Annotated in this window: 13 protein-coding genes; 11 read left to right on the top strand and 2 right to left on the bottom strand. The window is 32.7% G+C overall.

The annotated features are described in order from the left end of the window. Window positions 1–33: 33 nt before the first annotated feature. Both nusA and rimP read right to left on the bottom strand, forming a co-directional pair. Window positions 34–1,269, bottom strand: a complete 1,236-nt coding sequence (gene nusA, locus JHL15_RS01410; protein ID WP_200241854.1) for a transcription termination factor NusA — start codon at window positions 1,267–1,269, stop codon at window positions 34–36. A 16-nt stretch (window positions 1,270–1,285) separates the two neighbouring features. Next, window positions 1,286–1,753 (bottom strand): ribosome assembly cofactor RimP, encoded by a 468-nt coding sequence (gene rimP, locus JHL15_RS01415; protein WP_200241855.1) that lies wholly within the window; start codon window positions 1,751–1,753, stop codon window positions 1,286–1,288. A gap of 215 nt (window positions 1,754–1,968) precedes the next feature. On the opposite strand from rimP, the gene JHL15_RS01420 reads away from it, so the two are divergent. From JHL15_RS01420 to JHL15_RS01470, 11 genes are all read left to right on the top strand, one after another. Continuing rightward, entirely contained in the window at window positions 1,969–3,282 is a 1,314-nt protein-coding gene (locus JHL15_RS01420) for a UDP-glucose dehydrogenase family protein (protein ID WP_200241856.1), read from the top strand. Window positions 3,283–3,424: 142 nt separating this feature from the next. Continuing rightward, window positions 3,425–4,504, top strand: coding sequence for a dTDP-glucose 4,6-dehydratase (gene rfbB, locus JHL15_RS01425; RefSeq protein ID WP_200241858.1), 1,080 nt, complete (start codon window positions 3,425–3,427; stop codon window positions 4,502–4,504). A 57-nt stretch (window positions 4,505–4,561) separates the two neighbouring features. After that, the gene (gene rfbA, locus JHL15_RS01430; protein ID WP_200241860.1) at window positions 4,562–5,425 is read left to right on the top strand and encodes a glucose-1-phosphate thymidylyltransferase RfbA; all 864 of its coding nucleotides are present in this window, start codon (window positions 4,562–4,564) and stop codon (window positions 5,423–5,425) included. A 171-nt stretch (window positions 5,426–5,596) separates the two neighbouring features. Then, the gene (locus JHL15_RS01435) at window positions 5,597–6,445 is read left to right on the top strand and encodes an ABC transporter permease (RefSeq protein ID WP_200241863.1); all 849 of its coding nucleotides are present in this window, start codon (window positions 5,597–5,599) and stop codon (window positions 6,443–6,445) included. Between the two features lie 61 nt (window positions 6,446–6,506). Then, window positions 6,507–7,760, top strand: a complete 1,254-nt coding sequence (locus tag JHL15_RS01440) for an ABC transporter ATP-binding protein (RefSeq protein WP_200241877.1) — start codon at window positions 6,507–6,509, stop codon at window positions 7,758–7,760. Between the two features lie 6 nt (window positions 7,761–7,766). Continuing rightward, the gene (locus JHL15_RS01445) at window positions 7,767–8,162 is read left to right on the top strand and encodes a sugar 3,4-ketoisomerase (RefSeq protein ID WP_200241880.1); all 396 of its coding nucleotides are present in this window, start codon (window positions 7,767–7,769) and stop codon (window positions 8,160–8,162) included. Window positions 8,163–8,197: 35 nt separating this feature from the next. Beyond that, window positions 8,198–8,977 (top strand): N-acetyltransferase, encoded by a 780-nt coding sequence (locus tag JHL15_RS01450; protein ID WP_200241883.1) that lies wholly within the window; start codon window positions 8,198–8,200, stop codon window positions 8,975–8,977. Further along, a complete protein-coding gene (locus tag JHL15_RS01455) occupies window positions 8,970–10,070 on the top strand; it encodes a DegT/DnrJ/EryC1/StrS family aminotransferase (protein ID WP_200241886.1) in 1,101 nt (366 codons plus the stop codon). Before JHL15_RS01450 ends, JHL15_RS01455 begins: the two co-directional genes overlap by 8 nt. Continuing rightward, window positions 10,070–10,969: a glycosyltransferase family 2 protein gene (locus JHL15_RS01460; protein WP_200241889.1), complete on the top strand. Its 900-nt coding sequence runs from the start codon at window positions 10,070–10,072 to the stop codon at window positions 10,967–10,969. Before JHL15_RS01455 ends, JHL15_RS01460 begins: the two co-directional genes overlap by 1 nt. Before the next feature lie 3 nt (window positions 10,970–10,972). Continuing rightward, window positions 10,973–11,797, top strand: coding sequence for a glycosyltransferase family 2 protein (locus tag JHL15_RS01465; protein ID WP_200241891.1), 825 nt, complete (start codon window positions 10,973–10,975; stop codon window positions 11,795–11,797). After that, window positions 11,794–12,732, top strand: coding sequence for a glycosyltransferase (locus JHL15_RS01470; protein ID WP_200241894.1), 939 nt, complete (start codon window positions 11,794–11,796; stop codon window positions 12,730–12,732). Before JHL15_RS01465 ends, JHL15_RS01470 begins: the two co-directional genes overlap by 4 nt. Window positions 12,733–12,740: the final 8 nt, after the last annotated feature.

Consider the following 12,740-nt stretch of genomic DNA (forward strand, 5'->3'; position numbering starts at 1 on the left):
TTTTTTACTTTTTATTAAAATTTATTTAAAATCTTAATCTTCAAATTCTTCTCTCAGAATGCGTTTTACATCTTCAATGGTTTCTTCTTCCAAGTCGACCATATTTAAAAGACTCTCAGTATCTTTATCCAATACTGATTTTGCTGTAGTAAGACCTACTTTCTTAAATTCATCCAAAATCCACTGCTCGATATCGTCATTAAATTCTCTCAAATCAACATCGTCATCCTCGCTAGACTCTCTATATACATCAATTTCATATCCTGTCAACCAAGAAGCAAGTCTGATATTCTGACCTTGTTTTCCAATTACTTTAGAAATTTCTTCTACAGGTGTATAAACTAACGCATAGCTACTGTTCTCATTGATGTCAATTTTATTGATCGTAACATTTCCTAATGCTCTTTTCACTAAAATCTCAGGGTTCTTAGACCACTGAATAACATCTATATTCTCATTCTTCAACTCTCTTACAACTCCATGAATTCTGGATCCTTTAACACCCACACAAGCACCAACCGGATCAATTCTATCATCATAAGCATCTACTGCAATTTTTGCTTTTTCACCAGGAATTCTAACCACTTTTTTCAGCATGATAGTTCCATCCTGAATTTCAGGAATCTCAAGCTCTAATAATTTCTCCAAAAACTTCGGTGCAGTTCTTGAAATAATAATTTGTGGCTTGGATCCTTTAAAATCAACTGTTTCTACAATGGCTCTGATATTTTCTCCCTTTTTAAAGAAGTCAGATGGAATTTGATTTTCTTTTGGTAAAATAAACTCATTCCCTTCATCATCCAACAAAATTACATGTTTGTGACGAATATGGTGAATCTCTCCAACAACAATTTCCCCGATTCTATCTCTAAACTGCTCATACAACATTGCATTATTATGCTCTTGTAGTTTAGTAGCCAAAATTTGCTTTAACGTAAGGATGTTTCTTCTTCCTAATTGTGCAACAGGAATCTCCATGGTAAAATCCTCTCCTACCTCAAAAGTCGGGTCGATTTTCTTTGCTTCAGAAATTTCAATTTCCAAATCATCATCTTCCGACATTTCATCCTCAACAATCGTTTTATTTAAAAATATCTGAAAATCTCCTTTATCAGGGTTCACAATCACATCAAAATGATCATCTGAGTCAAATCTTTTTCTCAAAAGAGTTTTCAGTGAATCTTCAATAATTGCCATAAGATCAATCTTACTGATCCCTTTTTCGTCTTTAAAATCACCAAAGGATTCAATCAACGCTATATTATCCATTTATTCTTTTTTCTTTTTAAAATTTAATTACTACTAATGCCTTCTTAATCTGAGAATAAGGAATTTCCTTTTCCTCTTCGACGTCTACTTTACCTTTCCCAATATCTTTTGGTTTACGGTAACGTAGGATAAGTGTTATTTTCTCTTCATCTACTTTTAACAACTCACCTTCTATTTTTGAAGAGTCCTCAAGTAGAATCTCAATTTCTCTTCCAATATTCTTATTGAATTGTCTTGGAATTGATAAAGGCTCACTTAATCCAGCAGACATCACCTGAAGGCTAAAATCATGCTCTTCGCGATCCATATTGAATTCTATTGCTCGGCTTGCATCAAGGCAATCCTGCAAAGAAACTCCATTATCACCATCTAAAATCACTGTAATATCATCCCCTGCAGAAATCTTTAGATCAGTAAGAAATAAATCTTTTCTGGTTTCAAGGAATTCATTTAATAATTCTTCAATTCTTTTTCTAAACTCCATAATTTTATGCTTGATTTACAGTACGAAAAAAGGCTTTCTTCCGAAGCCTTCCCATTTTTTTCCGTAAATCCACTGCAAATATAAGATATTTTTTCTAAAAAAGCAAAATCAACTTATTATCAGATAAATAACTGCATGATCTATTAACATTAAATTTAGAGAGGTGTTGAAAGTATTTTTATTATTTTTGTCTTGAATTTTAAAAAACAGACATTTTGAATATAACAATTGTAGGAACAGGTTATGTAGGGTTAGTTACAGGAACTACCCTCGCAGAACTTGGCAATTCAGTATACTGTGTTGACATTGATGAAAAAAAAGTAGAAGGTATGAAAAACGGCGTAGTTCCCATTTATGAGCCGAACCTTGAAGAAATGTTTCATAGAAATATACAATCTCAAAGATTGTTTTTCACAACTAATTTAAAAGAAGCATTGGATAAAAGCGAAGTCGTGTATCTGGCACTCCCTACTCCTCCAGGAGAGGATGGTTCAGCCGACCTTTCTTACGTGCTAGGTGTCGCTAGTGACATAGGAGACCTGATGACGGAATATAAAGTGATTGTCAATAAGAGTACAGTTCCCGTAGGAACTGCCGAGAAAGTAACAGAAGTTATTTCTTCAAGAACAGATATAGCTTTTGATGTTGTTTCTAATCCCGAGTTTTTAAGAGAGGGCTTTGCCGTAGAAGATTCAATGAATCCAGCACGAGTTGTTGTAGGATCAAGTTCAGAAAAAGCAAAGGAAATCATGTCTAAAATTTACCAACCCTTTACAAATACTGGAATTCCAATTATTTTTATGGATGAAAAATCATCCGAGCTTACTAAATATGCATCTAATTCATTTTTAGCAGTAAAAATTACATTTATGAATGAGATTGCCAATTATTGTGAAAAAGTAGGTGCCGATGTTGACAAAGTAAGACTGGGAATGGGAAGTGACGACAGGATAGGACATCGATTTTTATTTCCTGGTATCGGATACGGAGGAAGTTGTTTTCCTAAAGATGTAAAAGCGCTTATCAAATCAGGAAAACAAGAAGATTTTAATTTTCAGATTTTAGAGGCTACCGAAAACGTGAATGTTGCTCAGAAGGTAATTTTGGTATCGGAAATCGAAAAATATTTTGAAGGTAATCTTAAAGGAAAAAAAATCGCCATTTGGGGATTAGCATTCAAAGCCAATACCGATGATATTCGTGAAGCCTCATCTCTAGACAACATCGATCTTTTATTGAAAAAAGGAGCAGAAATAATTGCTTATGATCTAGTCGCGGAGAATAATGTCCGTAATATTATTGGAGATCAAATTCAATATGCAAAAACTATGTATGATGCTTTAGAAGGAGCTGATGCACTATTTATTGCTACAGAATGGCCAGAGTTTAAAAATCCAAATTTCGAGTTGATGGCTAAGAAGATGAAAAGCAAGGTCATTTTTGACGGAAGAAATATGTTTCCTCTGGAAGTTCCTAAACAAAACGGATTTTATTATAAAAGCATAGGAAGACAAACCATATTGAATTAGTTAATTCAATAAAATAGCAGCTATGCTAGTTATCAGATAAGCTGTCATTATCTCTTATTTAAGAATCAAAAACAGTTTTTATGATGTAATGTAAGTGCAACACTTTATTATCTTTAAACCATAACTATTTCAAAATATTAAAATGAAAAACATAATCATTACCGGAGGGGCAGGATTTATCGGTTCCCACGTTGTAAGAGAATTTGTAAAAAATAATCCCAACACAACAATCATCAACTTAGATGCTCTTACTTATGCAGGGAATTTAGAAAATCTAAAAGACATCGAAAACGAACCTAATTATGTTTTCGAAAAAGCCGATATAACAAAACCCGAAGAACTAAGAATTGTTTTTGAAAAATATAATCCTGACGCGGTTGTACACTTAGCAGCAGAAAGCCATGTAGATAGAAGTATTACTGATCCAATGGCTTTTATCAACACGAATGTAAATGGTACTGCCAACCTTCTTAATTTATGTAAGGAATTCTGGACACTGAATCTAGAACACACCCATGGAAGATTTCCTGATGAAAAAAGAGAGAACTTATTCTATCACGTTTCAACAGACGAAGTATATGGAAGCTTAGGCGAAACAGGATTTTTTCTGGAAACAACTTCGTATGATCCGCAATCTCCTTATTCTGCATCAAAAGCCGCTTCTGACCACTTAGTAAGGGCTTACGGGAATACTTATGGTATGCCTTTTATTATTTCTAACTGTTCAAATAATTATGGGCCTAATCATTTTCCGGAAAAATTAATTCCATTATGTATTTCCAATATTATTAATGAGAGACCATTGCCTATTTACGGTGATGGTAAATATACGAGAGATTGGTTATTCGTAATTGATCACGCTAAAGGAATCCACCAAATTTTTAATGAATCCAAAACCGGCCAAACTTATAATATTGGAGGATTTAACGAATGGCAGAATATCGATTTGGTAAAAGAACTGATCAAACAAATGGATGCTAAGCTTGGGAAACCAGCTGGTTATTCTGAAAAGCTAATCACTTTTGTAAAAGACAGACCAGGACATGATAAACGTTATGCTATTGACGCCACCAAATTAAACAAAGACTTAGGATGGAAACCCTCTGTAACATTCGAAGAAGGATTGGGAAAAACAATTGAGTGGTATCTTGAAAATAAAGAATGGTTAGAAAATATTACTTCAGGAGACTATCAAAAGTATTATGAAAAACAATATCATTAAATCCTTCAAGCATAAATCGACGATTTTCATCACCATCACTAATAGAAAAAAAAATAAATGAAAGGAATAATTTTAGCCGGAGGTTCTGGTACAAGACTCTATCCTCTTACTATTGCTGTAAGTAAGCAACTCATGCCGGTTTATGATAAACCGATGATATATTATCCTCTATCCACATTATTATTAGCAGGAATAAGAGATATATTAATTATAACAACACCTCATGATCAGGAAGGCTTTATTAAGCTATTAGGAGATGGCTCTCAGATAGGATGCAATATAGAATACGTCGTACAACCAAGTCCAGACGGGCTTGCTCAGGCTTTCATCCTTGGTGATTCTTTTATTGGAGATGATTCTGCTGCATTAGTACTTGGAGATAATATTTTCTATGGCTCCGAAATGGGGACTTTATTAAAGAACAAAACAAACCCTGATGGTGGTGTAGTTTTCGCATATCACGTTTCTGATCCGGAGAGATATGGTGTAGTGGAATTTGATCAAGATTTTAAGGCTGTATCTATCGAAGAAAAACCAACACACCCCAAATCTAATTATGCTGTTCCAGGATTATATTTTTATGACAATGAAGTCGTAGAAATTGCAAAAAACATACAACCATCAGCTCGCGGTGAGCTTGAAATTACTGATGTAAACAATGTTTATCTTAAGAAAGGAAAACTGGAAGTAGGAGTTCTGGACAGAGGAACAGCGTGGCTTGACACTGGAACCTTTGACTCACTTCATGACGCTTCAGAATTTGTTAGCGTTATAGAAAAAAGACAAGGCTTTAAAATAGGATGTATTGAAGAAATTGCATTCAGAAATAAATTTATTGATGAGGAAAAGTTGTTAGAGACTGCTTTAAAATATGGCAAAAGTGGATATGGAAAGTACCTCACCCAGCTTGTAAAAAAATAATTCCCTCAAAAAATTCTATAAAGCTGTTGTCTTCACCGACTACAGCTTTTGTCTATTATAAGAAATATCAATATATTAGTTATAATTTTTAGTTTTTACATGAATAACAATTCATAATAAAAGGAACTATGAGAAAATTAATTATTATAAATTTGCATAAACATAACACAAATGAATGAACCACAACAAAAGTGGACAGAAACAATTGAGGCTAGCCATTCTCTGTTTGATCTAAAGTTCAAAGAGATATGGAGATATAAGGATCTCATATATATGTTTGTTAAAAGAGATTTCGTATCAAGCTTTAAACAAACCGTATTAGGACCTGTTTGGTTTTTCATCAATCCTATTTTTACTACCATAACCTATTTAATTGTCTTTGGAAGAATAGCTAAGTTGCCTACCGACGGCGCTCCTCCTCTATTGTTTTACCTTGCTGGTATTACTCTTTGGAATTATTTTTCAACTTCGTTAACAGGGACATCATATACTTTTGCTGGAAATGCCGGTATATTTGGAAAAGTATACTTTCCCCGATTGGTAACACCATTATCAATAGTTATTTCCAATCTAATGAGATTTGGCGTACAGTTTATCCTATTTATGATCGTGTGGGGATATTACTTTGTAAGAGGAGAGGCACATCCCAATATTTGGATACTTGCTACACCTTTTTTAGTAATACTCATGGCTTTGTTCGCATTAGGAGTCGGAATGATATTTTCCTCTCTCACTACAAAATATAAGGATTTAAATATGCTTCTTGGATTTGGTGTAAGCTTGTACATGTATGCCACTCCGGTGATATATCCTACCTCTTCACTTCCGGCTGGTTTCAAAAGCATTGCTTATTATAATCCTTTGACAGGGATCTTCGAATGCTTTAAATATGCATGGTTAGGTGTCGGAAATTTTTCCCCGCTCATGTTAGGGATAAGTACTGCCATAATTATGATACTATTGGCAATAGGAACTGTTATTTTCAACAGAGTTGAAAAAACTTTTATGGATACTGTCTAAGCAAAACAGTAAAAACTGTTAGAATTTATTATAAAAGTCTAATTTCTTTAAATTAAAAAACATGCTGGCTTTAAAAGCTGAAAATATATCAAAACAATACCGCTTGGGACAAGTTGGAACAGGGACTCTAACCCATGACCTAAACAGATTTTGGTATAGAGTAAGAGGAAAAGAAGATCCCTATTTAAAAATTGGAGATACTAATGACAGAACCACCAAGGGTAATTCCGAATATGTATGGTCTCTTCGGGATATCAATTTTGAAGTTGAGCAAGGAGATGCGGTAGGAATTATTGGGAGAAATGGTGCAGGAAAGTCTACCTTATTAAAAATTTTAAGTAAAGTCACCAAACCTACCACAGGAAAAATTTACACTCAGGGAAGAATTGCATCTCTATTGGAAGTGGGCACAGGATTTCACCCTGAAATGACAGGCCGGGAAAATGTTTTTTTAAATGGGGCTATTCTAGGAATGACCCGTAAAGAAATCAAACGTAAATTCGATGAAATTGTAGATTTCTCTGGAGTTGAAAGATATATCGATACACCTGTAAAAAGATATTCATCAGGAATGTATGTTCGTCTGGCTTTTGCGGTTGCAGCTCACCTTGAATCTGAAATACTTATTGTAGATGAAGTATTAGCGGTGGGAGATGCCGATTTTCAAAAAAAATGCCTTGGAAAGATGGGTGATGTTACAAAAGGAGAAGGAAGAACTATTCTTTTTGTAAGTCATAATATGACAGCCATAAAAGAACTTTGTAAGAGCGGACTTTTATTGAACCAAGGACATTTGGATTATTCAGGAAATATTCTGCAAACAATAGCAGAGTATCAAAAAAATGCGGAGAGACAAAGTAGTTACATTCATGAAGGGATTTTAGAAACGGCTTTGGGAAATCAAAACATCAGAATATTGGAGTTTTCAGCCAAACCGGCTTCAGGTCCATTTTTAGATATTGAATCTGGCGTAAAAATAAGATTGAGATTCTATAATTATAGAGAAAATATCAATCTGGATACTACTTTCGAGCTAAGAACATATGAAGAAGCTGTTGTCTTTCACACCGGAGCTTTCGTCACAACAAATAATAGTTCCAGAAAAAAGGAATACACTGTAGAATTTGAAATTCCTGCAAGTCTGCTCAATGCAGGAAATTATTATTTTAAGATTATGTTTGGTCAAGATCAAAAAATTCCTCTTTATATTGCCAATGAAATAATTGGATTTGAAATTGAAAATGTAAAAATGGGGAAAAATATTAATGCTTTACCGGGAATTATTAGACCCAATTTTAATTATGATATAAAATAGGTAGCAATGAATAAAGTGCAATATTTTAATTTAGAAAAGATAGGTAGCTCATCACTAGGCTTTATCACTGTAGCTGAGAACCTTAAAAACATTCCGTTTGAAATTAAGAGAGTATATTGGACTTATTATACTCCTCAGGATATTATGCGAGGAGGGCATGCTCATAAAAACCTTGAACAAATAATATTTGCCGTTTCAGGTATGATAGAATTTAATATTGAAGACAAGGAAGGAAACAAAAAAACTTTTATCCTTGACAATCCTTCACAAGGATTATATATTCCTAAATTAATTTGGAGAGACATCAAATTTTCACATAATGCCGTTCTATTATGCTTAGCTTCACAGTTTTATGATGAAAACGATTATTTTAGAGACTACGCAGATTTTAAAGATTACTAAACACCAAGCTACCATAACAAAAACATATATTACCTATGAAGTTCAACAATATCAATGTATATATTAGCGAAAAAGCTACAATAGGAAAAAACGTAAAAATAGGAGACAATACAGTTATATACGATAATGTGATCATTGGTGACAATTCAATTATTTGTAATGATTGTGTAATAGGTGAACCATTAAATGATTATTATTTTAATAATAATTATGAAAATCCCAAAACTATTATAGCAGAAGAAGCTTTTATAAGAAGTCATTCTATTATATATGCAGGTTCCAGCTTTGGAAAGAAATTTTCAACCGGTCACCGTGTAACTATCCGGGAAAATTCTAAATTCGGGAATAACTGTAGAGTTGGAACAGTTTCTGATATACAAGGACATGTTGAATTTGGAGATAGCTGTTGGCTACACAGTAATGTACACATAGGGCAAAAGTCTAAAATAGGAAACTATGTTTTCATCTACCCATATGTTGTTTTTACGAACGACCCTACACCACCTTCAGATGTATGTATTGGGCCAACTGTTGGCGATTTTTCTCAAATTGCCGTAGGAACCGTTTTGCTTCCTGCCACAGAAATAGGAAAGCACTGTCTCATTGGTGCTCAATCACTTGTAGGTGGAAAACATGAAGATTATTCTTTAGTTATAGGAAATCCAGCTAAAAGAATAAAAGATGTTCGTGATCTTAAATTAAAAGGAACAGACGCATCACATTACCCTTGGCCAATTAATTTCTCCAGAAATATGCCTTGGGAACAAGAAGGATTTGAGAATTGGAAATTAAAAAGTGGTTACGAAAATGATTAGTTTTTTAGATTTAAAAAAAATAAACCTAAAATATCAAGAAGAAATTGAAAATAAACTTCTGGAAGTTTTTCGAAGCGGGTGGTATCTATTAGGAAACGAGCTTAAAAATTTTGAAGCCGACTTATCCGATTATATTGGTTCAAAATATGCTTTAGGGGTAGCAAATGGTTTAGACGCATTACGTTTAATATTTCGCGCATATATAGAATTGGGAATTATGAAGCCGGGGGATGAAGTAATTGTCCCTGCCAATACATATATTGCCTCTATTCTTGCCTTATCTGACAATGGATTATTGCCGGTCCTTGTTGAACCAGAAATCAATACTTATAATATTGATATTTCAAAAATTGAAGAAAAAATCACGTCGAAAACCAAAGCAATTCTTATCGTTCACCTACAAGGAAGAATTATTTTCTCAGAAAAGTTAAAACGTATTGCAGAAAAACACCAATTAAAAATTGTAGAGGATAACGCTCAGGCAATTGGTGCAGAATGGAACAATATAAAATCTGGAAACCTTGGGGATGCTGCCGGATTTAGTTTTTATCCGGGAAAGAACCTTGGCGCTTTAGGAGATGCTGGTGCTGTGACGACCAGCAATAAAGAATTATTTGAAACTATTCGTGCTTTAGGAAATTACGGATCAAACCAAAAATATGTCAATATATACAAAGGTCTTAACTCAAGACTCGATGAAATACAGGCAGCTGTATTGGATATAAAATTAAAATATATCCATGAAGAAAATGATGCTCGCAGGGAAATTGCTAAAAGATTTATCAAGGAGATCTCCAATCCAAAAATCATTTTACCTGAAAATCCATCCAACGAAAAAGAACATGTTTGGCATGTTTTTGTAATACGAACTGAAAACAGAGATGATCTTCAGACCTATTTAGCTGAAAAAGGAATTCACACGATTATTCATTATCCTATTCCCCCTCATCATCAAGAGGCTTATAAAGAAATGAATATGCTTTCTTTTCCTATTAGTGAAAAAATACATAGAGAAGTATTAAGTTTACCGATTTCTTCTGTTTTAAGAGACGAAGAAATTGACACTATTATTAAGGCTCTAAATGAATATTAATGATGGAAGTTCCCTTAGTAACTGTTGTCGTCATTTCTTATAATCATTCTGCTTATATTAAAGAATGTCTGGACAGTATAAAAAATCAAACGTATAGTAATATCCAATTGATCGTAGGAGATGATGCATCACAAGATAACTCTGTCTCAATCTTTGAAAATTGGTTATCTGATAATAATTTTTTAGCAGAAAAAAAATTTCATTCGAAGAATACGGGTTTGGCAGAGATTCTTAACGAATGTATTAAACTTGCAAAAGGTAAGTATATAAAATTGATTGCTGCTGATGATTTTCTTCACCCTGAAGCTATAGAAAAGAGTGTTGAAGAATTAGAAAAATTAGGTAATAATTTTGGAATGGTATTTACAGACACTTATGGAGTTGATGAAAACTCAAATAGAATCCCGGATATTGCAGATTATGATTCTCTTGGGAATATTGATAAAGATATCTTTAGAAAACAGTTAATTAAGGGAAATAGAATTGCAGCTCTGACTGTTGTTATGCGAAAGGAGGCGCTCATAAAAACGGGAGAATATAAATCTGATTTTATTACAGAGGATTACTTTAGATGGTTAAAGATCAACGCTCTTTACTATATCGCCTATATTCCTCAAAAATTAGCTTATTACAGAATTCATGAATCCAATCTTTCTTCTTCTAAAAAAGAGAGAATTGATATAGAAACCTTAATTCTTCAAATGATGTTTGACAAGGATGGAGATGTGAAAGATAAATTAAATGGTATAACCCAAAAACAATATATCGCTGGAGAAAAAATGTCTCTACAGTATATTGAAGCTTACAAAAAATATCCTTTTAATATAAAAAGATTAAGTATAGCATTGCAGTATAAAGTTCCGGTATTTCTTTATAAATTTTTAAATAAGATCATATAAACAATGAATCCAAAAATTTCCATAATCGTTCCTTGCTATAATCAGGCTGTATATCTTGATGATTGCTTACAAACAGTTCTCGATCAAACTTATCAGAACTGGGAATGTATTATTGTGAATGATGGTTCACCAGACAATACTGAAGAAATTGCAAAAAATTGGGTTCAAAAAGATAGTCGTTTTCAATACCTTTATAAGGAAAATGGAGGTTTGTCGTCTGCAAGAAATGCAGGAATAGAAATTGCCTCGGGTATTTGGATATTACCCCTCGATGCAGATGATAAAATAAATAAAAGATATCTAGAATTAGCTGAAAAAGAATTTGATAAAGGATACACGATTATTTATTGTGAAGCTGAAAAATTTGGATCAGAGGATGGAAAATGGAATCTTCCAACTTATAGCAGAGAAATGCTTGCAGTAAAAAATATGATTTTTTGTACGGCTTTTTTCACTAAAGAAGATTGGAAAAAAGTCGGTGGATATGATACCCGCTTAATATATGGTTGGGAAGATTGGGATTTTTGGATCGCAATTCTAAAAGAAGGTGGCGAAGTACTTAAGTTAGAAGATATTGGTTTTTATTATAGAATCAAGGAAGTATCTATGATAAAAGAAATGTCGGCAAATGGTGATCATAAAAAATTAATTACTCATAATATAATTTATAGAAAACATATAGAGTTTTTTACGAAAGAACTGGGAAGTTTTGAAAGCCTATATGATCGTAATACAAAGTTAATCTCTGAAAATAATCATTTGAAATCTGTTTTGAACAGCAAAAGATATCTTTTAGCCAATAAAGTTTTTAAATTTTTCAAGCTATGAAAGTATCAGTAGCATTATGTACATACAATGGAGAAAAATATTTATCAAAGCAGTTAGATACCATTTTAGATCAAACTTTACTGCCTGATGAAATTATTATTTGTGATGACAGATCTTCTGATCAAACAATGGAGATACTTAATGAGTATCAGAAAAATCACCCGCAAATTTTCAAAATATTTTCAAATGAAAATAATTTAGGGTTTATAAAAAACTTTGAAAAAGCAATCTACCTTTGCTCTAATGAAATCATTATTATTAGTGATCAGGATGACATTTGGGACAAAAATAAGATAAAGGAAACAATTGATTTTTTTAATAATAACCCTCAATTTGACGGAGTATTTCATGATTTAAAACTAATGGATAATGAAATTGTACAGCCATCTTATTTAAATTGGAAATATATCAGCCATGATAGTGTTATTAAAGATATTCATGAGAATAACCTTTTTGTTTCACTCGTTAATAAAGGAAGTTTTATTTTAGGCTGTGCACTTGCTATAAGAAAAAATGCTTTAGAAAAATACAGTATCAAAAACTTCCCTATAGCCCATGATTATTTTATCGTACAAAAATTAAGTATTAAAAATACATTGGGATTTATTCCCAAAGCCCTGTCTACATACAGATTACACCCGGGACAGGTTTATGGTTTAAGATATAAATCTGAGGAAAATCAAAACAAAGAAAATATTTCTAAGAGCCAGCAATATTTTAAAGAGTATGTGTGGCCTTATTTAAAAGCTACGGAAAGATTTCAGGAAATAAATCCAACGGAGGATTTATACAAGACTGAGCTTTACTCTTTATTCATTAAAAATAGAAACTCATACTTAAAAACCATGAATTTTTTTGATAAGAAAATATACATGGCAAAATGTATTCGTCATCAATATCTTGATTTAAAGTTAACTGATATATTTACAATCTAATAAAACTA

The sequence above is a fragment of the Chryseobacterium paridis genome, from assembly GCF_016595215.1.
In the GTDB taxonomy this organism is placed as follows: Bacteria; Bacteroidota; Bacteroidia; order Flavobacteriales; family Weeksellaceae; genus Chryseobacterium; species Chryseobacterium paridis.